This is a genomic window from Bradyrhizobium sp. B117 (assembly GCF_038969555.1).
GTDB lineage: Bacteria > Pseudomonadota > Alphaproteobacteria > Rhizobiales > Xanthobacteraceae > Bradyrhizobium.
On record NZ_CP152414.1, the window covers coordinates 6893583 to 6915908 of the forward strand.

General features: G+C 64.8%; 21 protein-coding genes. 14 read left to right on the forward strand and 7 right to left on the reverse strand.

The window, feature by feature from the left end; all coding sequences use genetic code 11:
• Nucleotides 1-30 precede the first annotated feature (30 nt).
• Entirely contained in the window at nucleotides 31-753 is a 723-nt protein-coding gene (locus tag AAFG16_RS33510) for a peptidoglycan-binding protein (RefSeq protein WP_283080729.1), read from the reverse strand.
• Nucleotides 746-2638, reverse strand: a complete 1893-nt coding sequence (locus AAFG16_RS33515) for a PAS domain-containing sensor histidine kinase (protein ID WP_342732195.1) — start codon at nucleotides 2636-2638, stop codon at nucleotides 746-748. Before AAFG16_RS33515 ends, AAFG16_RS33510 begins: the two co-directional genes overlap by 8 nt.
• A 407-nt stretch (nucleotides 2639-3045) precedes the next feature.
• Between AAFG16_RS33515 and AAFG16_RS33520 the strand changes: the two genes are divergently transcribed.
• Both AAFG16_RS33520 and AAFG16_RS33525 read left to right on the forward strand, forming a co-directional pair.
• The gene (locus tag AAFG16_RS33520) at nucleotides 3046-3498 is read left to right on the forward strand and encodes a DUF5330 domain-containing protein (RefSeq protein WP_283080731.1); all 453 of its coding nucleotides are present in this window, start codon (nucleotides 3046-3048) and stop codon (nucleotides 3496-3498) included.
• Nucleotides 3499-3566: 68 nt separating this feature from the next.
• A complete protein-coding gene (locus AAFG16_RS33525) occupies nucleotides 3567-3995 on the forward strand; it encodes a SufE family protein (RefSeq protein ID WP_027558762.1) in 429 nt (142 codons plus the stop codon).
• Between the two features lie 116 nt (nucleotides 3996-4111).
• Here the strand turns inward: AAFG16_RS33525 and AAFG16_RS33530 are convergent, their stop codons facing one another.
• A complete protein-coding gene (locus AAFG16_RS33530) occupies nucleotides 4112-4528 on the reverse strand; it encodes a MucR family transcriptional regulator (RefSeq protein WP_283080732.1) in 417 nt (138 codons plus the stop codon).
• 158 nt (nucleotides 4529-4686) lie between these two features.
• A complete protein-coding gene (locus AAFG16_RS33535; RefSeq protein ID WP_342732199.1) occupies nucleotides 4687-5568 on the reverse strand; it encodes a DUF308 domain-containing protein in 882 nt (293 codons plus the stop codon).
• Nucleotides 5569-5879: 311 nt separating this feature from the next.
• Between AAFG16_RS33535 and AAFG16_RS33540 the strand changes: the two genes are divergently transcribed.
• Both AAFG16_RS33540 and AAFG16_RS33545 read left to right on the forward strand, forming a co-directional pair.
• Nucleotides 5880-7529, forward strand: a complete 1650-nt coding sequence (locus AAFG16_RS33540) for a glycosyltransferase family 39 protein (RefSeq protein ID WP_283080734.1) — start codon at nucleotides 5880-5882, stop codon at nucleotides 7527-7529.
• Between the two features lie 128 nt (nucleotides 7530-7657).
• A complete protein-coding gene (locus AAFG16_RS33545) occupies nucleotides 7658-8437 on the forward strand; it encodes a class II aldolase/adducin family protein (protein ID WP_063690927.1) in 780 nt (259 codons plus the stop codon).
• Nucleotides 8438-8769: 332 nt separating this feature from the next.
• Here the strand turns inward: AAFG16_RS33545 and AAFG16_RS33550 are convergent, their stop codons facing one another.
• From AAFG16_RS33550 to AAFG16_RS33560, 3 genes are all read right to left on the reverse strand, one after another.
• Nucleotides 8770-10164 carry a M20/M25/M40 family metallo-hydrolase gene (locus AAFG16_RS33550; RefSeq protein WP_283080735.1) on the reverse strand — a complete coding sequence of 465 codons (1395 nt, stop codon included), beginning with the start codon at nucleotides 10162-10164 and terminating at the stop codon, nucleotides 8770-8772.
• A 66-nt stretch (nucleotides 10165-10230) separates the two neighbouring features.
• Nucleotides 10231-11562: a glycosyltransferase family 87 protein gene (locus tag AAFG16_RS33555; protein ID WP_342732204.1), complete on the reverse strand. Its 1332-nt coding sequence runs from the start codon at nucleotides 11560-11562 to the stop codon at nucleotides 10231-10233.
• A gap of 182 nt (nucleotides 11563-11744) precedes the next feature.
• Complete coding sequence (locus tag AAFG16_RS33560; protein WP_342732206.1) at nucleotides 11745-13364, reverse strand: helicase HerA-like domain-containing protein; 1620 nt, start codon at nucleotides 13362-13364, stop codon at nucleotides 11745-11747.
• 356 nt (nucleotides 13365-13720) lie between these two features.
• Here AAFG16_RS33560 and AAFG16_RS33565 point away from each other — a divergent pair, with 356 nt between their 5' ends.
• From AAFG16_RS33565 to AAFG16_RS33610, 10 genes are all read left to right on the forward strand, one after another.
• Nucleotides 13721-14086, forward strand: a complete 366-nt coding sequence (locus AAFG16_RS33565; protein ID WP_084803599.1) for a hypothetical protein — start codon at nucleotides 13721-13723, stop codon at nucleotides 14084-14086.
• Nucleotides 14087-14110: 24 nt separating this feature from the next.
• Nucleotides 14111-14518: a DUF4332 domain-containing protein gene (locus AAFG16_RS33570; protein WP_342732210.1), complete on the forward strand. Its 408-nt coding sequence runs from the start codon at nucleotides 14111-14113 to the stop codon at nucleotides 14516-14518.
• Nucleotides 14519-14823: 305 nt separating this feature from the next.
• The gene (gene folP / locus AAFG16_RS33575) at nucleotides 14824-15684 is read left to right on the forward strand and encodes a dihydropteroate synthase (protein WP_342732212.1); all 861 of its coding nucleotides are present in this window, start codon (nucleotides 14824-14826) and stop codon (nucleotides 15682-15684) included.
• Nucleotides 15681-16049: a dihydroneopterin aldolase gene (folB, locus tag AAFG16_RS33580; protein ID WP_008132622.1), complete on the forward strand. Its 369-nt coding sequence runs from the start codon at nucleotides 15681-15683 to the stop codon at nucleotides 16047-16049. Before folP ends, folB begins: the two co-directional genes overlap by 4 nt.
• Before the next feature lies 1 nt (nucleotide 16050).
• A complete protein-coding gene (folK, locus tag AAFG16_RS33585; RefSeq protein WP_342732215.1) occupies nucleotides 16051-16542 on the forward strand; it encodes a 2-amino-4-hydroxy-6-hydroxymethyldihydropteridine diphosphokinase in 492 nt (163 codons plus the stop codon).
• Between the two features lie 81 nt (nucleotides 16543-16623).
• Nucleotides 16624-18495, forward strand: a complete 1872-nt coding sequence (locus AAFG16_RS33590) for a methylmalonyl-CoA mutase family protein (protein ID WP_342732217.1) — start codon at nucleotides 16624-16626, stop codon at nucleotides 18493-18495.
• Complete coding sequence (locus tag AAFG16_RS33595; protein ID WP_342732219.1) at nucleotides 18492-18956, forward strand: GFA family protein; 465 nt, start codon at nucleotides 18492-18494, stop codon at nucleotides 18954-18956. Before AAFG16_RS33590 ends, AAFG16_RS33595 begins: the two co-directional genes overlap by 4 nt.
• 16 nt (nucleotides 18957-18972) lie before the next feature.
• Nucleotides 18973-21129, forward strand: coding sequence for a methylmalonyl-CoA mutase (scpA, locus tag AAFG16_RS33600; protein WP_342732221.1), 2157 nt, complete (start codon nucleotides 18973-18975; stop codon nucleotides 21127-21129).
• A 37-nt stretch (nucleotides 21130-21166) separates the two neighbouring features.
• Nucleotides 21167-21463 carry a nucleotidyltransferase domain-containing protein gene (locus AAFG16_RS33605; RefSeq protein ID WP_342732223.1) on the forward strand — a complete coding sequence of 99 codons (297 nt, stop codon included), beginning with the start codon at nucleotides 21167-21169 and terminating at the stop codon, nucleotides 21461-21463.
• Between the two features lie 53 nt (nucleotides 21464-21516).
• Nucleotides 21517-22269 (forward strand): RsiV family protein, encoded by a 753-nt coding sequence (locus AAFG16_RS33610; protein ID WP_342732225.1) that lies wholly within the window; start codon nucleotides 21517-21519, stop codon nucleotides 22267-22269.
• The last annotated feature ends 57 nt before the right edge of the window (nucleotides 22270-22326 follow it).

Consider the following 22326-nt stretch of genomic DNA (forward strand, 5'->3'; position numbering starts at 1 on the left):
CAGGAGCGTGGATATGCGCAACCCCGACAATTATTCGACGGGGTGGCCGATCACGGCGGCGAGCTCGCGCAGCAGGCGGTCGGACACCTGTCCCGTGACCGGCATCTTGTGCTCGCGCTCGAACTTCTGGATCGCGGACTGGGTCTCGCCGCCCATCGTGCCCGTGATCTTCAGATTGCCGTAGCCGTATTCGGACAGCGCGCGCTGCACGCCGGCGATGCGCCGCGCGGCCGGGCTCTGCGGCAGCGGGATCGGTGCCGGCGGCCGCATCGCGGACGACGGCGTCGCGGCCGTCGCCTTGACCAGATTGGTCATGGGATCGTTGCCCGCGCGCGCCGTCGATGCGGTTGCCTCGACCGGCTTCTCCACAGGCTTCTCGGCAACTCTTTCGGCGGGCTTGGGCTCGACGCGAAACTCCGTCGCCCTCGGCTCGAGCGGCGAGGTGTCGGCGCCGACGGGACGCGGACGCGGCAACGGATTCGACAGCGGCACCGACGAGGGCACGGGCAGATTGATCACGGTGCCGAACATCGGCGCCGGATGGCGGCCGGTCTGCAGGAACAGCGCATTGGCGACGATCGCGGCGATGGCGGCAACGGCGACGAGACCGGCCAGCGTGTCCTTCGGGCTGTGCAGCAGCACGCGCATCACGAGGTTGCGCTCGGTCTCGACGTCGATGACCGCAGCCTTGGCCCCACCCTTGGCGCCACGGCGGCGCGGAGCGGCTTCGTCCTTGGCAGACTTCTTAGGCACTTTTCTTCACCAGAGCGGGTTGGTCGTTGAGGTCTTCGTGAATTTCTTCGTGAATTTGGTCGTAGGCTTCCTGGCGCAACACCGGCGTCAAGGTCGTGACCTTGCTGTCAAACGGCTTGCCATCGAAGATCGTGGCTTGCGGCGGCGTGTAGACGAGCGGCAGCTTGACGGTGACGGCAGTGCCCTCGCCTAACCTGCTTTGTACCGTCAATTCGCCGAGATGCAACGCCACGAGACTCTTCACGATGGAAAGTCCAAGGCCGGTGCCTTCATGGCGGCGCTGATAGGTCTTGCCGGCCTGGAAAAACGGCGCGCCGATGCGCTTGAGGTCGTCGGGCGCAATGCCGACGCCGGTGTCGCTGATGCGCAGCGTGAGCTGCGAGCTTGATGCCGCGGCCGTCACGGTGACCTGGCCGTCGCGCTCGGTGAACTTGATGGCGTTGGCGACGAGGTTGAGCACGATCTGCTTGAAGGCGCGCGGATCGCCGGTGATCACGGGCAGATCCTGCGGCGCATCGGTGATGAGATCGATGCCGTTCTCGCGCGCCTTCAGCGCCAGAAGATTGCAGCAATGCATCAGCGAGGCGCGCGGCGCGAACGGCTCGGACGCGATCTCGAAATTGCCCGATTCCATCTTGGACATGTCGAGGATGCCGTTGACGACCGACAACAGATGCTGGCCGGACGCGTTGATGAGCTCTGCGTATTCCTTGCGCTGGGCCGCACCCAGCATCAGGGTCTGCTCCTGCGCGATCATCTCGGAGAAGCCGATGATGGCATTGAGCGGCGTGCGCAGCTCGTGGCTCATGGTGGCGAGGAAGCGCGTCTTGGCGGCATCGGCCGCCTCGGCGGCGCTGCGGGCCTGGTCGAGTGCCTGCTCGGACAGCTTGCGGTCGGTGACGTCGCGCATCACCGCGACGACCTCGGCCTCGCGCGTGACATCCCCGCTCATATCCTGATCGAGCGGCCGGCAGCGCATCTCGACCCAGATGAAATCGACGTGATAATTTCCTTGGCCGCGCTCGGCCCCATCGGGCTCGCGCCGCAGCCGGAACTCGACGCTGCGCACGTCGCCGCGCGCGGCATCCGACAGCGCGGTAAGATAGGCCGGACGATCGGCGACATGGACGCGGTCGAACAGGCCGTGACCGAGCAGCTGCGCGACCGGCATGCCGAGCATGGCCTCAACGGCCGGCGAGATGAACTGCACCGCGCCGTTGCGCTGATGCCGCGAGATGACGTCGCTCATGTTGCGCGCCAGCAGGCGATAGCGCTCCTCCTCGCGCGACAGCAGCGTCACGCTGGTGCGCGTGAGCGACTCGGCGCCGAACGCGAGGCCCGCGGAATAGAGCGTCGCGGATGCGACGCCGAAAGCCATCAGCACGCCGCGTTCGGCGGCGCTGATGTCGCCCGCCGGCAGCCAGCCGAGCTGGCTGAAGAGGATCAGCAGCGCCGCGCAGGAGAGCGCAAGCAGTGAGGCGAAGGCGGCGACGCGGCGCGAGGCCGAGAGCGCAGCTTCAAGGGGAACCACGACCAGCCAGATCGCGGCGAAGGATTCGATGCCGCCGGTGGTGCCCGCGATCGCCATGATCAGGCCGGCGAGCGCCAGCGACGACAGCACATGCGCGCCTTCGTAGCGGCCGGTGCGCGACAGGAACCAGGACAACAGGATGGGCGCGATCAGCCACGCGAAGGCGGCGACCTCGATCGCGCTCGGCGCACCGCGCATGGCAAGATAGACGGGAAATGCGGCGAAGGCGGCCAGGCTGCCGAGCAGCCGCGGCGCCATGAAGGCACGATGGCGCGCACGCGTCAGCGCATCGTAACGCGCGGAGGGATGCAGCAGCGCATCGAGACAATCGCGGATGATACTCAAAACTGTCACGGGTCTCGCGCTTCGGCTCACTCGTCAAAAGACGCGCCGGAACGCCTCCTTGTCGTTGAGCCACCGTGTCAGAGCGACCTTAAACGAGTGCTAAGGCAGCGCCGCGCGCGGCCGTACACGGTGTCAACACGGGGCTTTTTAGACGATTTGACGACGTCTTCAGCGGGGATGGTGAACACAGGGTTTCATTGTCCCGCTCATGGTTTCGAAATGGTGGATGCGGCAGCCCGAAAGATCGCTTCCGTCCCGGCATCAATCGAAATCGACGAGGCCGCGCCCTCGCGAAGTTTTTTGCGTCAATTTTCCGCGAATTAAGCTCGAAGCAATCACTTGCGATTTATCGAGAGTTGCTAGGTCGCAAGCCCGCGGACATCGCCGCGGCGGGATCTAACATACAGGTCGATCAGATGCGCTTTCTGCTCCGCATCACATTCTGGCTCGGGCTCGTGCTCGTGCTGCTGCCGCGGGACAAGACGCCCGAATCAGAGAAGCTGCCGCAGGTCGGCGCCGCCGATGCGGTGCAGGCCGCGACCGCGGCCGTGTCCGACATGAGCCAGTTCTGCAAGCGCCAGCCGGCGGCCTGCGAGGTCGGCGGACAGGCCGCGACCATCATCGGCCAGCGCGCCCAGGACGGCGCGAAGAAGATCTACCAGATCATCAACGACAAGAAAGAGCAGATCACCAACGACAAGAACGACGCCAAGAACGACAACAAGAGCTACAACAAGAAGGCGCCGGACCACACCGGCTCGATCGCGCTGGCCGGCGAAGGCGACATTGCGACGAGCGAGGCGCCGCGCGACACCCTGATCCAGGACGATCTCGCGCTGGAATGGCGCGGCCCGTCGCAGGCGAATTAGACCCCAAACCCTATCGATTTCGGCTCTTCGCGTCCCTATATTGGCTCGAACAGGAACTTTGGGCCGATATGACGACGATCGACGAAATCAGGGACAATTTCGAGCTTCTGGACGAGTGGGACGACCGCTACCGGTACGTCATCGAGCTCGGCCGCACCCTGGAACCGATGCCGGAGGCCGAGCACTCCGCCGCGAACAAGGTGAATGGCTGCGTCAGCCAGGTCTGGCTCCAGAAGCTGGTCGAGCGCGATGGTGGCGCGCCGGTCCTGAAATATCGCGGCGACAGCGACGCCCACATCGTGCGCGGCCTGGTCGCGATCGTGCTCGCGCTCTATTCGGGCCGCACGCCGCAGCAGATCCTCGATACCGACGCGATCGCCGTGTTCAACGAGTTCGGCTTCCGCGATCACCTGACCCCGCAGCGTTCCAACGGCCTTCGCTCGATGGTCGAGCGCATCAAGACCGACGCGAAAGAGGCACTGGCGGAAGCGTCGTAGGAAGTGCCGTAGGGTGGGCAAAGGCGCTCTTGCGCCGTGCCCACCAGTTGTCATTGATCACACTCGGAACGGTGGGCACGCTTCGCTTTGCCCACCCTACGAGGTCCGAGGCCGGACTACTTCCGCTTCCGCTGCTGCTGTCCGAGGCCCATCTGCTTGGCCAGTTGCGAGCGCGCCACCGCGTAGTTCGGGGCGACCATGGGATAGTCGGCCGGCAGGCCCCATTTCTCGCGGTATTGCTCCGGCGTCATGTTGTACTGCGTGCGCAGATGGCGCTTCAGCGACTTGAAGCGCTTGCCGTCCTCGAGGCACACCAGATAGTCCGGCGCGATCGACTTCTTCAGCGACACCGCCGGCTTGGCCGGCTCGAGCGGCACCCCCTCGGATCGGCCTGACGACACCCGCACGAGCGCGCCGTGCACCTGGCTGATCAGGTTCGGAATCTCGGCAGCCGGCGTCGGATTGTTGCCGACATAGGCCGACACGATGCTCGCCGTCAGCTCGATGAAATTCTTGGCCCCGGCATCCGACATGGGCTCGACCTTTCCCTAAATCTGGTCTCTGCGCAGAGACGCCACCAAAGTATTCCCTGTCAACAATACGTTCGGCTGAAATGAGACGACTGACGAATATGGGCTGATTACTGACGACGAGACAAGTACGGCAGTGCTTTACTTGGACGCGGCGGAGCTCAGCCCCGCTGGTCGAGATGGGCGCGCAGCTCGTCGATCGAGGCAAAACGCATCATGCCCTCCGGCATCTGCGCTTCGATCGAGCCGTCGGAATAGAGCGAATAGGCCATGCCGTCGACGACGCCGGATTTCAGCACCGTCACGGGCGCCTCCTCGGCCGGCGGCTCCGGCGCGGGCGGCGGCGGTGGTGGTGACGACGGAGCAGCTTCAGCAAAGCTCGATGGCGAGCGCGGTGGCGGCGGCGGGCGGCGCGGCGCGGCCGGCGGCTCGCCTGGCCGACCACGGTCCGGCCTCGGCCAGGCGTCGTCGAAGCTTGCGGGCGGCGTCTCCTGAGCCTCCGTGGGCGCTCCAGGCGGCTGCGGTGGCGCGCCCTCGGCGGCCTTCGCCTCCGCCCGCTCGCGCTCCTTGCGCGAGGTCGAGGCGAACAACAAATTGCGCCGGCGCGGCGCTTCGGGAACTGCGGGCGGAGCTTCCGGCTCCGGCGGCGATGGCTCGGCGCGCGGACGTTCGCGTGCGGCGGCTTCGCTCTGCCAGGGCGGCGGGCTTGCGGCTGGAGGTAGCGGCGGCGCGGGCTCGCTCCTTGCCGCCGGGGCAAGCGCCGGCTCGGGCGCGGGCGCGCCCGGGATCGCAAGGCCCGGCAGCACGGGCCTGACGCGAACCTCGGACGGCGCGGCCGATCCCGCCAGCCGGCGCGCGATGGCCCTCAGCTCGAGCACCACGAAATGCAGGCCGACCAGTAGCATTCCGGAGCAGACGCCAATGGTGCCCGAGATTATGAGGGTGCTGCCGAGGCTGAATTCCCTGACGGTGAAGCCAAAAGCGACCGCAAGGAGGCCCGCCACGACGGCGACGATGCCCGCGATCAACAATGCCAAGGTCATCGAACCTACCCCAGGTCGCGCATCCACACGCGACATCCTCTACGCCACGATACCGTCATACTATGTTCCACGCCAACGGCGAATTGTAGGCCGCGTTCCTAAAGGGAAGGAAATCAGGGACTTATTCACATTCCCTTCAGCTAGGATTCGCTACTGCTAGACTGCTTCATGTTCCCGGTTTTGCTGCGTCGCATCAGGAATTTAGCCATAATGCCCAATTACTTGGTAATGGAACTGCGCTATACGGAGTCCGGGGAACAGGCCCGCGCGCACCAGCAGGGCCGAGAGGGGATTCCGGGTCACCAATAGCCATGACATCCATCACGACTTCGGCGATCGACACGCCTCTGCGGCGCTCGGTCGAACGGACTTGCGACGATCTCGCCATGCTGGTGCTGGCCGCGGTCGCCGTCATCGCAGGCTTGACCTTCCGCGACTACGGGCTCGGCTGGGACGACTACACCCACGCTGAATATGCCGACCTGCTGCTGCGCATGTTCGGTTCCGGCTTCAAGGACACCGCGGCGCTCTCCTTCGCCAACCTCTATATGTATGGCGGCGGCTTCGATATGGTCGCGGCCCTCCTGCACAAGGTCATTCCGCTCGAGCTGTTCGAGACGCGACGCCTGGTCGGCGCGGTTGTCGGCGTAATCGGACTCGCGGTGACGTGGCGGCTCGGCCGCCGTATCGGCGGGCCCCTTGCAGGTCTTGCCTCACTCTTGCTGCTCGCGCTGTGCCCGATCTTCTACGGCCACATGTTCATGAACCCGAAGGATGCGCCCTTCGCGGTGGCCATGATCATCCTGATGCTCGGCCTCGTCCGGCTCGCGGAGGAATATCCGCAGCCTTCGCCGCGCACGATCCTGATCGTCGGCCTGGGGGCCGGCCTTGCGCTCGGCACGCGCATTCTCGGCGGCCTTTCGCTGGTTTACGCCATGGTCGGCTTCCTGCCGCTGTTCCTGGAGGAACTTCGCAACGAAGGCTTGCGCGAGGCGGTGCGCCGCTTCGCCCATGTGGTCTATGTGCTGTTGCCCGGCCTCGTGTTCGGCTATCTCGTGATGGGCCTGATCTGGCCGTGGTCGATCATGGAGCCCGGCAATCCTTTCGAGGCGCTGACCTATTTCTCGCACTTCTTCGAGAAGCCCTGGAAGGAGATGTTCGACGGCGCGATCGTGTCCGTGCCCGACATGCCCTGGTCCTATCTGCCGACGCTGTTCGCGCTGCAGCTGCCCGAGGTGATGCTGGTGCTGATGGGCGGCGCCGTGGTCAGCACCTTCGCGCTGCTGCCGCGCCGCGAGGTCCCGGCACGCCGCAAGACCATCCTGTTGATGCTGACGCTCGCTGCGACGCTGCCGCTCGCGATCGCGATGGTGAAGCGGCCGGCGCTGTACAACGGCATCCGCCATTTCGTGTTCGTGATCCCGCCGATGGCGGTGCTGGGCGGCATCGCCTTCGCCTGGACCATGGAACGCCTGCGCGCCAACCACCGCACCTGGCAGCCGGTCGTGCTCGCGACCTTCTGCTTTGGCCTTGCGCTCTCGCTCGCCGAGATGATCCGGCTGCATCCCTATCAATACACGCACTTCAACCACATCGCCGGCACCGTGCGCGGCGCCGACGACCGCTTCATGCTGGACTATTGGGGTCTCGCGCTCAAGCAGGCCTCCGACGAGCTGCGCGAGCAGCTGGTCGAGCGCCAGGAAGTGCCGCCGGTCAATCGCAAATGGAAGGTGGCGGTGTGCGGTCCGCAGCGTCCGGCGCAGGTCGCGCTCGGCCCCGACTTCACCATCGGCTGGGATTCCAACGCGGCCGACTTCGCCATGACGCTCGGCGAGTTCTACTGCAAGGGCCTCACCGCGCCCGTGATGGTCGAGATCAAGCGCGACGACGTCGTGTTCGCCCGCGTCTACGACATCCGCGGCCGCAGCATTTCCAGCCTGCTGTCGGTTCCGGCGCCGTAATAATCTTCTCCAGCGCAGCCCGCTCCATGCGGGCTACGCTGAACTGCCGCGCTCTTGACGCGCCTTGCTGCAAGCTCAGACCAAGACTACGCTCCCTCCCCGCAACAACGATGTTCGGAGAGATGACCATGTCACCAGCGGAAGCGCGCCTGAAGGAAGTGCCGTCGAACATGACGGAGGCCGAGTGGCAGCAACGGGTCAATCTCGCCGCCTGCTATCGCCTCGTCGCGCTGTACGGCTGGGACGATCTGGTCGACACCCACATCTCCGCGCGCGTGCCCGGCCCCGACCATCACTTCCTGATCAACCCCTACGGGCTGATGTTCGACGAGATCACGGCCTCGAGCCTCGTCAAGGTCGACCTGCACGGCAACCAGCTCACCGAGAGCGAATACAGCATCAACCCGGCGGGCTTCACCATCCATTCGGCGATCCACGAAGTGCGCGAGGACGCGATCTGCGTGTTGCATCTCCACACACTCGACGGCACCGCGGTGTCGAGCAGCGCCGAAGGCCTCTTGCCGCTCAACCAGACCGCCCAGCTCGTCACCCACGACCTCGCCTATCACGACTATGAAGGCATCGCGCTCGACCACGACGAACGGCCGCGGCTGCAGAAGGACCTCGGCGACCACAACCACATGCTGCTGCGCAATCACGGCACGCTGACCGTCGGCCGCTCGGTCGCTTCCGCCTTCGAGCGCATGTATCACCTCGAGCGCGCCTGCTCGATGCAGGTGCGCACGCGCGCGCTGGGCACGCCGGTCTATCCGGTCGAGGAAATCGCGATCGAGAAGAACACCGAGCTGCTCGCCAACCGCGACCGTGCCGAGCTACGCGCGACCAACCTCGTCTGGCCGCCGCTGCTGCGCAAGCTCGACCGCGAGCTTCCGGGCTACCGGTCTTGAGATTCTGCGGATCTGGTGTAGGATCGTTTTCGAACGACCTCTGCACGTTTTGGAATGAAACGCCGCCCAATCCCGGGCGGCGTTTTTATTTTGGGGCGGTCACCCGTGCCTCCGCCGTCATTGCGAGGAGCTCTTGCGACGAAGCAATCCAGAGTGTTCCCACGGAGGTATTCTGGATTGCTTCGCTTCGCTCGCAATGACGAGGAGAGAGTCTTCGTAGGCTGGAGGTCTCGTAGGGTGGGCAAAGCGGAGCGTGCCCACGTTCTTTCGTAATTATTGAGAGGTCGTGGGCACGGCGCGTTGCGCCTTTGCTCACCCTACGGCACCTCGTCTTATTTCACCTCCGCCAGTGCGGCGAGGATGCGGGCCCAGGAGCGGATGCCCTTCTGGAAGCTGCGGAGGTCGTACTTCTCGTTCGGCGAGTGGATGTTGTCGTCGTCGAGGCCGAAGCCGACCAGCAGCGAGTCGAGGCCAAGCGTGCGCTTGAAGTCGGCGACGATCGGGATCGAGGCGCCCGAGCCCATCAGTACGGTCTCCTTGCCCCATTCCTCCGCCAGCGCCTTGCTGGCCGCGGCGAGCGGCTTCATGTTCCAGTCGAGCGCGACCGCAGGCGCGGCGGAGTGGTCGCCGAACTCGACCTTGCAGTCGCCGGGAATCCGCGCGGTGACATAGTCGCGGAAGGCCTTGCGGATCTTCTGGGGATCCTGACCCTGGACCAGGCGGAACGAGACCTTGGCGGAGGCATGCGACGGGATCACGGTCTTCGAGCCCTCGCCGATATAGCCGCCCCAGATGCCGTTGACGTCGCAGGTCGGACGCGTGGAGGCCTGCTCGACCATCAGCCGCCCCTTCTCACCGGCGGGAAGCGACAGTCCGACCGGCTTGAGGAACGACTCCGGCGTGAAGTTGAGCTTCTTCCACTGCTCCAAGATCTCCGGCGGCGTATCCTTCACGCCGTCATAGAAGCCGGGAATGGTGATGCGGTTGTCGTCGTCGAACAGGCCGCCGAGGATCTTGGTCAACACCCGGATCGGATTCATCGCCGTGCCGCCGAACACGCCGGAATGCAGATCGCGATTGGCCGCCGTGATCTTCACCTCTTCATAGAGCAGGCCGCGCAGCGCCGTCGTGATCGCCGGCGTTTCCGGGTCCCACATGCCGGTATCGCAGACCAGCACGTAATCAGCCTTGAACTCGTCCTTGTTGGCCTCGACGAACGGCACGAAGTTCTTCGAGCCGACCTCCTCCTCGCCTTCGATCAGGAAAGTGACGTCGATCGGCAGCGAGCCCGTCACCTTCTTCCAGGCACGGCAGGCCTCGACGAAGGTCATGACCTGGCCCTTGTCGTCCTCGGCGCCGCGCGCGACGATGATCTTGCGGCCATCGGCATGGTTAGTGACCACGGGCTCGAACGGCGGGCTGTGCCAGAGGTCGATCGGATCGACCGGCTGCACGTCGTAATGGCCGTAGAAGATCACATGCGGCCGGCCGCCGGCTCCGGTCTTGCCGACGACGGCGGGATGGCCGGCGGTCGGCCTCACTTCGGTTGAGACACCGAGGCTTGCGATGTCCTTGGCGAGATGCTCGGCCGCGGCCTTGCAATCACCGGCAAAGGCCGGATCCGCCGAGATCGACTTGATCCGCAACAGCGAGAACAGACGCTCCAGGCTGTTGTCGAAATCCTTGTCGATGTGGTCGAGCACGGATTGAAGCTGCGCATTGGCCATGGTCGTCTTCCCTGCTTGCAAGTCCCGAGACATCGGGTGCTCGATATGCCTGTTCAAGATGGCTCTTCAAGATGGTTTGGCTTTTAGCTCCGACGCGGCGCCAGAGCCAGCCGCAACCGGCGGATGGCGGATGTGCCAAGCAAGGCTACCGGCGAGAATGCCGGTGGCGACGAGATTGTTGCCCCAGGCCTGGATGGCGTTGGGAAACCAGGGCAGCGCCAGCAGCAGGAGGATGCCAGCAGCGGCCAGCGCAAGCCAGGTTCCCAGCCGCACATTCGCCCGTTCGTCGAAGGCAGCACGATGCATGAGCACCGTCATCGGGAAGAACAGCCACATGAAGTAGTATTGCCGCGCCAGAGGCGAGGCAATCGTCATCAGGCAAAACAGGATGCCGAGCTCCTCGGCATCCGAGCGCGCCGTGCGCCGCGCTTGCCGTGGCATCACCGCGACGAAGCCGAGTCCGAGCAGAGCCGACACCGCCAGCACGATCCAGTTCGCCGTCTTGTAGTCGACGTCGATGACATTCATCGTGCGCGGAGGCTTGTTGGGATCCTCCTGATTGTAGTTGATCGGCCGGACCAGGCGATGCGTTACCGCAATGATGGACTGGTTGACCCACGACCAGTTCTGCTCGTCGCGCTGGCCAAAGCCCTTTTCCGAGCTGGAGCCGACCATGCCCTGATACCAGGTCGCAAGCTCGGCCGCGTTGCGCTCGAAGCCGCGGATCGGCGCCGGGACGACATAAAGGAGAATGCCGGTGAAGGCGACCATGGCGCCGACGGCCGCCCATTTCCGCCGCCAGACCAGATAAGGCAGCACCGCGATCGGAAACACCTTGATGGCGGCCGCGAGCGCGAACATGAAGCCCGCGAGCCAGGGACGCTGATGCTGCAAGTTCCAGAAGCCCCACAGCATCATCGCGAGCAGCACGAGGTTCGGCTGGCCGAGGTCGAACATGTCGAACGTGAAGGTCACGGTGACGATGACCGGCAGCGCCTCCAGCCAGGGGCCGGGCTTGCGGCCCGATCCGGTCATGACGTTGGAGAGGGTCCCGGTGTACCACCACGCCAGCGCGTTCAGGATCGACAGCACGGTGTAGAGCGCGATCTTGCCGAACCAGCTCGGGATCGCGAGCAAGATCGCGGACAGCGGCGGATAGATGAAGTCGAACTGGTAATGGACGTCGCTGGGATAGAGCGGCCCGCCATGCAGCACCTGCTGCCCGGCCCAATACCAGAGCGCATAATCCTTGGTCTTGCCGTTGCTGCCGAAGAGCTCGGGACCGAGGACGTCGGCTGTCAGGATGAAGCAGCAGAACAGAAACAACAGGTCCAGGGGCGAGCGCAGCGACAGGCGTCTCGGCGCATCAGGCTTGGGTAGCGGGTCGGTCGAGGTCACGGTGCGGTCCAGTCCGGCAAAAGGATAGGGCGTAGCAGACTGGGGCAGGCTTGGAGAGCCCCTTCACCCGAAATTGTGGACAGTGGCGGAGGCCAGTTTCCCCGCGGCCATCCTTTGAGATGCCCGCCTTTGGCGGGCTGCTCAGATGAGGACTTGTTTTGCCTCAAACCTAGCTTGCCTGCCTAGCGGCGCAGCAGTCCACCGAGCGCGCCGCGGACCAGCGTGCGGCCGATCGAGCCGCCGACCTGGCCGGCGACCGATTTGCCGATATTGGCTGCCATGCCGCCGATCACCTGGTTGGTCACCGATCGCGTCACGTCGCGCGCAATGACCTGACCAGTCGACAGCCGGCCGCGCTTGACATTGGTGCCGAAGATGGTGCCGACGATCGAGCCGATCTGGCCGAGGATGCCGCCACCTCCGCCGGCCGAACCGTCCGCCGTGGCCGCCGTGCCGGCGATGCGCTTCTGGATCATCTCATACGCCGATTCGGCATCGACGGCGGTGTCGTATTTGCCCTTCACCGGGCTTGCATCCATGATCGCCTTGCGCTCTTCCGGCGTGATCGGCCCGATGCGGGCCGATGGCGGCCGGATCATCACACGCTCGACCATCGCCGGCGTGCCATTGCCTTCGAGGAAGGACACTAGCGCCTCGCCCTTGCCGAGCTCCATGATCACCTTGGCGGTATCGAGCTTGGGGTTGGGCCGGAAGGTCTGGGCCGCTGCGACGACCGCTTTCTGATCGCGTGGGGTGAAGGCGCGCAGCGCATGCTGAACCCGGTTACCGAGCTGTCCCAGCACGCGATCAGGCACGTCGATCGGGTTCTGCGTCACGAAGTAGACGCCGACGCCCTTGGAGCGGATCAGGCGCACCACTTGCTCGATCTTATCCAACAGCGCCTTCGGCGCGTCGTTGAAGAGCAGATGCGCCTCGTCGAAAAAGAATACCAGTTTCGGCTTTGGCAGGTCACCCGCTTCAGGCAGCTCCTCGAACAGCTCCGACAGCATCCACAGCAGGAATGTCGCGTAAAGCCGTGGAGACTGGAGCAGCTTGTCGGCGACGAGGATGTTGACCATGCCGCGGCCGTCGCGATCAGTCTTCATGAAATCCTTCAGCGTTAGCGCCGGCTCGCCGAAGAATTTGGTGGCGCCCTGGTTCTCCAGCACGAGCAGCTGGCGCTGGATGGTGCCGACGGTGGCCTTGGTGACGTTGCCAAAACCCTGTGCCGCCTTCTTGATGTCGGCGAGCGGGCCTTCCTCGGCATCGGCGCTTTTCTTGCCGGCATCCGGCACGATGGCGTCGAGCAGCGCGCGCAGATCCTTCATGTCGATGAGGGTCAGGCCGGCGTCGTCGGCAACGCGGAAGGCGACGTTGAGCACGCCTTCCTGCACGTCGTTCAGGTCGAGCATGCGCGCGAGCAATAGCGGCCCCATTTCCGTGACCGTCGCGCGCACCGGATGGCCCTGTTCGCCGAACACGTCCCAGAACACCGTCGAGAACTGGTCGGGCTGGAACGTCAGCCCCATCTCGGTGGCGCGCTTGACGATGAAGTCCTTGGCCTCGCCGACCTCGGAGATGCCGGAGAGGTCGCCCTTGATGTCGGCCGCGAACACCGGAACACCGGCGCGCGCAAATCCTTCCGCCATGACCTGCAGTGTCACCGTCTTTCCGGTTCCGGTTGCGCCGGTGACGAGGCCGTGGCGATTGGCGAGCGCCAGCGTCAGCCATGCCTGCTCGTCTCCCTTGCCGACGAAGATTTTCTCGTCGGTGTCGCCGAGCTTGCTGTCCTGTGCCGTCATTATTCTCTCTGATCTCTCTGATCTCTCTGCCGGGTTTCGCGTATTGAAACCGAGCGAACCTGTTCCATAGTTTATCGCATGTCGCGAGCCATTTGAAACCGTTCAACGCGCCCCGCACATGCGGCATTGCCGGAAACATACCGGCGACCTCAGCCAAAAGTAGGAATGGTGCGTTCGCACCGCGGCATTTTTTCGCTGTTTCCGTCTCCGCACTTGCACCGTTGCAACACTTTTGGCGCCTTCGAGAGTGAATCGGAACGTCTCATGCGTTCATCGCTTGTATTTCACATCACACCGGCTCAAGATCATTTTCGAAAGCAATACTCCGGCGTGCAACCGGTTGAGGGGCGGGTCTAATGGACGAGCTGATCGGGCGGCTGGCGACAAACGCCAGCATAGATAGTGCTGTGGCTGAAAAGACCGTGGGCATTATCCTGGGTTTCCTTCGCAACGAGGGCCCTTCCGACAGCGTGCAGGCCCTGATTGATCAAATTCCCGGCGCGGAGGCCGCGATCGAGGCGTCCAGGAGCGGCGGCGGACTGTCGCGGCTGATGGGCGGCGGCCTGATGGCCGTCGGCACGCGCCTGATGGGCCTGGGACTTGGCATGTCCGAGATTCAAAATGTCGCCCGTGAACTTTTCCGCTACGGCCGAGACAAAATCGGAGCGGATCAGATGGGCAAGATCATTGCGGGGACGCCGGGCCTCAGCCAGTTCGCCTGAGCGACATTTTTCATATCGAATATCATGACATATCCGATTTCCGAGATTGAGGGCCTGCCTGCTTTTGCCGCCACCAAGCTGAAGGCGCAAGGCATCCGCACGACCGACGCTCTGCTCGAGGCCGCCTCGACTGTGAAGGGCCGCAAGGCGCTGTCCGCCAAGACCGGCATCAGCGAGCAGCAGTTGCTGGAGTGGGCCAACGTCTCCGACTACATGCGCATCCCCGGCATGGGCCGGGCCAAGGTCGGCCTCGTCCGCGCCGCCGGCGTCACCACCGTGCGCGAGCTCGCCTATCGCAATCCGGCAAGGCTCGCCCAGAGCATGCGCGACGCCAACGAGAAGAAGAAGCTCCTCCGCATCCTTCCTTCCGAGAAGTCGGTCGGCGACATCATCGCCAAGGCCAAGAAGCTGCCGCCGAAGATCACGTATTAGCCTGCTTACTCCGTCATCCTTCGAGGCTCGCCGAAGAGGCGAGCACGTCAGGATGACGGTGATAGAGCAACGCTGCATCCCCAACTCCGCCGTCATACCCCGCGAAGGCGGAATATCCAGTACGCCGCAGCTCCTCCGTATCACCGCACTGCCTCGGAATACTGGATTGCCCGCTTTCGCGGGCAATGACAGCGAGGGTGTATGAGCCGCGCGGCACGAAACCCGGATTTCGCTTCGCTCCACCCGGGCTACGAAGGCCCCCTCCCGTCTTGACACCCCCTTCCCGACCGCGCAAAGCGGGCGGCATGAATGCCTCGCCCTCCCCATCCGTCCCGCCGGCCGGCTCGGCCGGGCTCGATGCGCTGCGGACGCTCGTGGGCCGGCCCATTCCGGCGGTGATGGGCGTGCTCAACGTCACCCCGGATTCCTTCTCCGACGGCGGCGAGTTCATCGCACCCGAGCAGGCGCTGGAGCGGGCACGGGCGATGATCGCCGATGGCGTCGACATCATCGACATCGGCGCCGAATCCACCCGGCCCTACAAGGGCGCGAAGGCCGTCACGGCCGCGGACGAGCTGGCCCGGCTGAAGCCGGTGCTGGCAGGCGTCGTCGCCCTCGGCGTGCCCGTGTCGATCGACAGCATGAAGGCGGAGGTGGTGGCCTTCGCGCTCGATAAGGGCGCGGCGATCGCCAACGACGTCTGGGGCCTGCAACGCGATGCCGGCATGGCGCCGCTGATCGCCGCACGAGGCGTCCCCGTCATCGTCATGCACAACCGCGACAGCGTCGATCCCGCCATCGACATCGTCACGGACATGAAGGCGTTCTTCCTGCGCTCGCTGGATATCGCCGCAAAAGCCGGCATCGCGCGCGAAAAAATCGTGCTCGATCCCGGTATCGGCTTCGGCAAGACCGCCGAGCAGAGTATGACGGCGCTGGCGCGCCTCGGCGAGCTCGACATGTTCGGCCTGCCGATCCTCGTCGGTGCCTCGCGAAAACGCTTCATCGCCTCGGTCTCGCCCTCGGAGCCGAAAGAACGGCTCGCCGGCTCGATCGCCGCGCATCTCATCGCCGCGCAGAAGGGCGCGAAGATCATCCGGACCCATGACGTCGCCGAGACCTTGCAGGCCCTGCGGGTCGCCAATGCAATCGAGAGCAAGCAATGACCGACACGATCTTCGTCACCGGCCTGTCGATCCATGCCCGCCATGGCGTGATGGATCACGAGACCGAGGTCGGCCAGCGTTTCGTCATCGACCTCGAGCTCTACACCGACCTGTCGGAGCCTGCCCGCACCGACCGGCTCGCCGACACGGTGTCCTATGCCGAAGTCGTGGCGACAACGACGGCGGCGTTCAAGAACACCAATTACAAGCTGCTGGAAGGCGCGGCCGGCGCGGTCGCCGATGCCATCCTGTCGCACTTCCCGCGCATTCGCGCCGTGAAGATCACGGTACACAAGCCGCATGCGCCGATCGCGGCGATCTTCGATGACGTCGGCATCATGCTGACGCGCTCGCGGCATCCCTGACATGGCGAGCGTGTTGATTGCGCTTGGCGGCAATGTCGGCGATGTCCGCGCGACATTCAAAAAGGCGATCGCAAACATCTGCGGCATGGCGCAAGCGGCGGTGATCGCGCGGTCCTCGGACTACATGACGCCGCCCTGGGGCGACGAAGACCAAAATCCCTTCATCAATGCCTGCGTCGAGATCGAGACCGATCTCGATCCGCACGCGCTCTTGTTCGTGATGCAGAAGGTCGAGCAAAAATTCGGCCGCACGCGGGACAAGGAGCGGCGCTGGGGACCGCGCACGCTCGATCTCGACATGATCGCCTATGACGATGTCTCCCTGCAGAAGCCCGACCTGACCCTGCCGCATCCGCGCCTGTTCGAGCGTGCCTTCGTGCTGGTGCCGCTGGCCGAAATCGCGCCGGATCGCGTCATCGCAGGCATTCGTGTGCGTGACGGGCTTGCCGGCGTCTCGACGCAAGGCATTGAGCGGCTTCCGGATACCGGTTAACCAAAAACAACCGTTTGCAGGGACGGTTCGGCGTGGCAATTTCGCCTGCGAATAACAATACGTTTGGGAGCCCTTGGCCGTATGACCTCCGTGACCGACGACCTGCCGCTGGCGGCCGATTTTCCCAAGGCGACCGTCGAAGACTGGCGCAAGCTGGTCGATGGCGTGCTGAAGGGCGCGCCGTTCGAGAAGCTGGTCGGCAAAACCTATGACGGCCTCAAGATCGACCCGCTCTATCCGCGTGCCAAAGGTGTCGCACCCGTGGTCGGACGGCCGACGGCTGCGCCGTGGCAGATCATGCAGCGGATTGATCATTCCGATGCAGTCGCCGCGAATGCGCAAGGACTGACCGATCTGGAGAACGGCGCAACGGGACTTGCGCTGGTGTTCGCCGGCGCCAATGGCGCTCACGGCTTCGGCCTGGAGCCTTCGGCCGAGGCGATCGCAAAAGTGTTGAAGGACATTCATCTCGATGCCGGCATCGGCATCGAGCTCGAGATCGGACCGCAATCGCGGATGGCCGCGATCCATGTCGCGGAATATGTCAAGAGCAACGGCCTCGATCCCGGCGCCTGCAACATCCGCTTCGGCCTCGATCCGCTCGCGGCCGGCGCAGTGTGGGGCCATAGCCCCTATACATGGGACGAGATCGTTCCTGCCGTCACCGGCGCGATCAAGGGCCTCGCCGCACTCGGCTTCAAGGGACCGTTCGCATCCGCCGACGGACGCGTGATCCACGATGCCGGCGGCTCCGAGGTGCAGGAGCTCGCCTTCGTGCTCGCCTGCGGCGTCGCTTACTTACGCGCGATCGAAGGCGCCGGCATTCCGCTGGAGGCCGCGCAAGGCATGGTCTATGCGCGGCTTGCCGCCGATGCCGACCAGTTCCTGACCATGGCCAAATTCCGCGCGCTGCGGCTCTTGTGGGCGCGCATCGAGACCGCGTGCGGATTGACGCCAAAGCCGCTGTTCATTGCCGCCGATACGGCCTGGCGCATGCTGACGCAGCGCGATCCCTATGTGAACATGCTGCGCGCGACGATCGCGACATTCGCGGCGGGGCTCGCCGGCGCCAACGCGATCACCGTGCTGCCGCACACGCTGGCGCTCGGCCTGCCTGATGCCTTCGCGCGGCGCGTGGCGCGCAATACGCAGCTCCTGCTGCTGGAGGAAAGCAATCTCGCCAGGGTCAGCGATCCCGCCGCCGGCGCCGGCGGCATCGAGACGCTGACCGCACAGCTCTGCGAAGCGGCCTGGGCGCTGTTCCAGGAGAGCGAGAAAGCCGGCGGCGCCTTCGCCGCGCTTCAGCAGGGCTTGTTCCAGAGCAGGGTCGCGGCCGCGCGAAAGGCGCGCGATGCCAACATCGCAAAGCGCCGTGACGTCCTGACCGGCGCCAGCGAGTTTCCGAACCTGCATGAGAGCGAGACGGCGGTGCTGAAGGCTACGCCGGTCGCGCTCGCGCCCTACGGCGAGCAGAAATACAAGTTCGATCCGCTCACCCCGATCCGGCTGGCGGAACCGTTCGAGGCGCTGCGCGACAAATCCGATGCGGCGCTGAAGGCGCGCGGCGCGCGGCCGAAGGTGTTTCTGGCCAATCTCGGCACGCCCGCCGATTTCACCGCGCGTGCGACCTTTGCCAAGAGCTTCTTCGAGGCGGGCGGCATCGAGGCCCTCGACAGCGAGGGTTTTGCCGATCCGGCCAGGCTGGCGGCCGCGTTCAAGGCCTCCGGCGCCGAGCTTGCCTGTCTTTGTTCCGGCGACAAGGTCTATGCGGAACACGCCGAAGCCGCCGCGAAGGCCCTGCAAAGCGCAGGCTGCAGACATATGTATCTCGCAGGCCGCCCGACTGATGCCGAGGCGGCGCTGCGGGCTGCCGGCGTCACCGGCTTCATCTTTGCCGGGGCCGACGCGCTTGCCACGCTGCAGGACGCCTATCGACGGATGGAGCAGGCATGACCGAAGCAGGCAAACCAGTTCTCACCGGCGGCTGCCAGTGCGGCGCCGTGCGCTTTGGCGTCATGACGGCGCCGACCCGGGTTTCGATCTGTCATTGCCGGATGTGCCAGAAGGCCAGTGGCGCGCCGTTCGCCTCCTTCGCCGACGTGAACAGGACGGAGCTTGCCTGGACCAAGGGAAAGCCCTCGTTCTTCCGCTCCTCCTCGATCGCCGAACGCGGCTTTTGCCCGGCCTGCGGCACGCCGCTGAGCTTCGGCCGCATCGACGGCGACCGCATCGAGATCATGACCGGTGCGTTCGACCGCCCCGACCACGTGGTTCCGACGCGGCAGTTCGGCACGGAGTCGCGGCTTGGCTGGGTGGTCGGCATCTCCAATCTGCCGAGCCAGACCACGCAACAGAATTACGGACCGGAGAAGATGGCGACCATCGTCAGCCATCAACATCCGGATCATGATTGAGGATATGGTTGGAACCATGACCCGCATTCCCAATTTCGCCGATGTCGCCTTCGAGCGCGCCGCCACCGCGGCGCCGTCAGGCAGCGCCGAGCCGTGGCTGACGCCCGAGGGCATTCTGGTGAAGCCCGTCTATGGCGAGGCTGATCTCGCCGGTCTCGATTTCCTCGAGACCTATCCTGGCATCGCGCCCTATCTGCGCGGGCCCTACCCGACCATGTATGTCAACCAGCCCTGGACCGTCAGGCAATATGCCGGCTTCTCCACGGCGGAGGATTCCAACGCGTTCTACCGCCGCAACCTGGCTGCGGGACAGAAGGGCCTTTCGGTCGCCTTCGATCTGGCCACGCACCGCGGCTATGACTCTGATCATCCGCGTGTCGGCGGCGACGTCGGCATGGCCGGCGTGGCCATCGATTCCATCTACGACATGCGCACGCTGTTTGCGGGCATTCCGCTCGACCAGATGAGCGTGTCCATGACCATGAATGGCGCGGTGCTGCCGATCCTCGCGCTCTACGTCGCGGCCGCCGAGGAACAGGGGGTGCCACCGGAAAAGCTCTCGGGAACGATTCAGAACGACATCCTGAAAGAGTTCATGGTGCGCAACACCTATATCTATCCGCCCGCGCCATCGATGCGGATCATCTCGGACATCTTCGCCTATACCTCGCAAAAGATGCCGAAATACAATTCGATCTCGATCTCCGGCTATCACATGCAGGAGGCCGGGGCGACGCAGGACCTCGAGCTTGCCTATACGCTCGCCGACGGCGTCGAATATCTGCGCGCCGGCCTTGCCGCGGGTCTCGACGTCGACCGCTTCGCCCCGCGGCTGTCGTTCTTCTGGGCGATCGGCATGAACTTCTTCATGGAGGTTGCCAAGCTGCGCGCCGCGCGCCTGCTCTGGGCGAAGCTGCTAAAACCCTTCAATCCGAAAGACCCGCGCTCGCTCTCCTTGCGCACACACAGCCAGACCTCGGGCTGGTCGCTGACCGCGCAGGACGTGTTCAACAACGTGATGCGCACGACGGTGGAGGCGATGGCGGCGACGCAAGGCCACACCCAGTCGCTGCACACCAACGCGCTCGACGAGGCGTTGGCGCTGCCGACCGATTTCTCGGCGCGCATCGCCCGCAACACCCAGCTCTTCCTGCAGCAGGAGAGCGGCACCACCCGCATCATCGATCCCTGGGGCGGCTCGTATTACGTCGAGCGGCTCACGCGCGACCTCGCCGCGAAGGCCTGGAGCCACATCCAGGAGGTCGAGGAGCTCGGCGGCATGGCGAAAGCCATCGAAGCCGGCGTGCCGAAGCTGCGCATCGAAGAGGCCTCGGCCAAGACGCAGGCCCGCATCGATGCCGGCAAGCAGGCGGTGATCGGCGTCAACAAGTACAAGCCGACCGACGAGGCGCCGATCGACATTCTCAAGGTCGACAATACCAATGTCCGCCGCTTGCAGATCGACAAGCTGACGAGATTGAAGTCGGAACGTAACCAGAAGGACGTCGACGCCGCGCTTGCCGCGCTGACGCGCTCGGCCGGCGAAGGCAACGGCAATCTGCTCGCGCTCGCGATCGATGCGGCGCGGGCGAAAGCGACCGTCGGCGAAATCTCGGACGCGATGGAGAAAGTGTTCGGCCGGCACCGTGCCGAGATCAAATCCATCACCGGCGTCTACAAGCGGGAGGCGTCCAGCATGGGCAACCACGTCGAGAAGGTTCAGGCGCTGATCGACGCCTTCGAGGAGGCGGAAGGACGCCGCCCGCGCATCCTGGTCGCCAAGATCGGCCAGGACGGCCATGACCGCGGCCAGAAGGTGATCGCCTCGGCCTTTGCCGATATCGGCTTCGACGTCGACATCGGGCCGCTGTTCGCGACCGCGGACGAGGCCGCGCGGCAAGCGGTCGAGAACGACGTCCACATCCTCGGCGTCTCCTCGCTCGCCGCCGCCCATCTCACCGCCGTGCCGGAGCTCAAGGCCGCGCTGAAGAAGCAGGGCCGCGACGACATCATGATCATCGTCGGCGGCGTGGTGCCGCCGCAGGATTACGACGCGCTCTACGCGGCCGGCGCGGAAGGCATCTTCCCGCCCGGCACCGTGATCGCGGAGGCGGCCGAGGAGCTGATCCGCAAGCTGAATGCCCGGCTCGGGCATAGCGAGGCGGCGGAGTAGATGATAGGCTGGCCGGGTAACCGGCCAGGTTGTGTCCATGACACGTGATGAAATCGTCGCCGCGATACGCAGGAACGCTGATGCCATCAAAGGCAAGGGCGTGTCGAAGCTTGGCATCTTCGGCTCGCGGACTCGCGATGACTATCCGCCGGCCAGCGACATTGACGTCCTGGTCGAGGTTGAACCGGCGGTCTCTTTCTCGCTACTCAACCTGATCGATGTCGAGCAGATCATCGAGGAGGCGACCGGCTTGCAGGCGCAGGCAACCGTCCGGCGCTCCATCTCCCCCCACCTTGCGCACCAGATAGCCGACGACTTCCTCGAAATATTTTGACGCTCAGTTAGGGAGCACAATCCTTGAAGTTCATGAGCCGTTTGAGCGTCGCCATGGCGCTTAGCGCAACGTGCGTAATATCCGCCCTTGCCGCCGACCCCAAGCCCGACGCCGTCGTCAAGAACAAGAGCATCGAGGCGCGAATCTTCCTCGACGACAAGATCAAGGCCGATGCTGCGCTGGCAGCGGATTGTCTCGCCGAAGGCAGGAAGTGGCTCGACAAGAGCGCAGCCGAAGCTGCCGCATCGCGCAAGGAAGATCCGCAGTTCTTCAGGGACGGCGGCTGGGATTTCGAGCGCAAATATGCGATCCGCTCGGTCGTTGCCGATCGTTATGTCGGCGTGCTGCGCAACGACTACATGGACACCCACGGCGCCCATCCCAACTCGGACGTGAACACGGTCCTGTGGGACAAGGCCGAGGGCAAGCGCATCTCGATCCGGCCCTTCTTCACCGAGACCGCCGACAAGGGGCCGACCATGAAAGCGATGGTGAAGACCATCATCGCCTCGCTCAAAGTCGAGAAGAAGAAGCGCGACACCAGCGAGACCGCAACCGACGAATGGTTCAAGAGCGTGGAGCCGAGCCTGCTCAAGATCGGCGCGGTGACGCTTGCGCCTTCAACCGAGGCAGGCAAGAGCTCCGGGCTCACTTTCCATTATCCGCCCTATGCGGTGGGCCCCTACGCCGAGGGCGAATATGTCGCCTTCGTGCCGTGGGAGACCCTGAAGCCGTATCTCACCGCGGAAGGCACGCGCATTTTCGGCGGCGACCGGCCGAAGGGCGACGGGGAGGAGCCGCAGTGAGCATGTTTTGAGCAGCGCCACGTTGCTCACAACGGGCTGGTAGCGCTACCTTGCGGC

Coding starts and splice junctions, on each gene's coding strand:
- AAFG16_RS33610 (WP_342732225.1), top strand. CDS start 21,517: ATGGCGCTTAGCGCAACGTGCGTAATATCCGCCCTTGCCGCCGACCCC.
- AAFG16_RS33545 (WP_063690927.1), top strand. CDS start 7,658: ATGTCACCAGCGGAAGCGCGCCTGAAGGAAGTGCCGTCGAACATGACG.
- AAFG16_RS33550 (WP_283080735.1), bottom strand. CDS start 10,164: ATGGCCAATGCGCAGCTTCAATCCGTGCTCGACCACATCGACAAGGAT.
- AAFG16_RS33590 (WP_342732217.1), top strand. CDS start 16,624: ATGACCTCCGTGACCGACGACCTGCCGCTGGCGGCCGATTTTCCCAAG.
- AAFG16_RS33595 (WP_342732219.1), top strand. CDS start 18,492: ATGACCGAAGCAGGCAAACCAGTTCTCACCGGCGGCTGCCAGTGCGGC.
- folB (WP_008132622.1), top strand. CDS start 15,681: ATGACCGACACGATCTTCGTCACCGGCCTGTCGATCCATGCCCGCCAT.
- AAFG16_RS33525 (WP_027558762.1), top strand. CDS start 3,567: ATGACGACGATCGACGAAATCAGGGACAATTTCGAGCTTCTGGACGAG.
- AAFG16_RS33565 (WP_084803599.1), top strand. CDS start 13,721: ATGGACGAGCTGATCGGGCGGCTGGCGACAAACGCCAGCATAGATAGT.
- AAFG16_RS33535 (WP_342732199.1), bottom strand. CDS start 5,568: ATGACCTTGGCATTGTTGATCGCGGGCATCGTCGCCGTCGTGGCGGGC.
- folK (WP_342732215.1), top strand. CDS start 16,051: ATGGCGAGCGTGTTGATTGCGCTTGGCGGCAATGTCGGCGATGTCCGC.
- AAFG16_RS33605 (WP_342732223.1), top strand. CDS start 21,167: ATGACACGTGATGAAATCGTCGCCGCGATACGCAGGAACGCTGATGCC.
- folP (WP_342732212.1), top strand. CDS start 14,824: ATGAATGCCTCGCCCTCCCCATCCGTCCCGCCGGCCGGCTCGGCCGGG.
- AAFG16_RS33520 (WP_283080731.1), top strand. CDS start 3,046: ATGCGCTTTCTGCTCCGCATCACATTCTGGCTCGGGCTCGTGCTCGTG.
- AAFG16_RS33530 (WP_283080732.1), bottom strand. CDS start 4,528: ATGTCGGATGCCGGGGCCAAGAATTTCATCGAGCTGACGGCGAGCATC.
- scpA (WP_342732221.1), top strand. CDS start 18,973: ATGACCCGCATTCCCAATTTCGCCGATGTCGCCTTCGAGCGCGCCGCC.
- AAFG16_RS33570 (WP_342732210.1), top strand. CDS start 14,111: ATGACATATCCGATTTCCGAGATTGAGGGCCTGCCTGCTTTTGCCGCC.
- AAFG16_RS33540 (WP_283080734.1), top strand. CDS start 5,880: ATGACATCCATCACGACTTCGGCGATCGACACGCCTCTGCGGCGCTCG.
- AAFG16_RS33560 (WP_342732206.1), bottom strand. CDS start 13,364: ATGACGGCACAGGACAGCAAGCTCGGCGACACCGACGAGAAAATCTTC.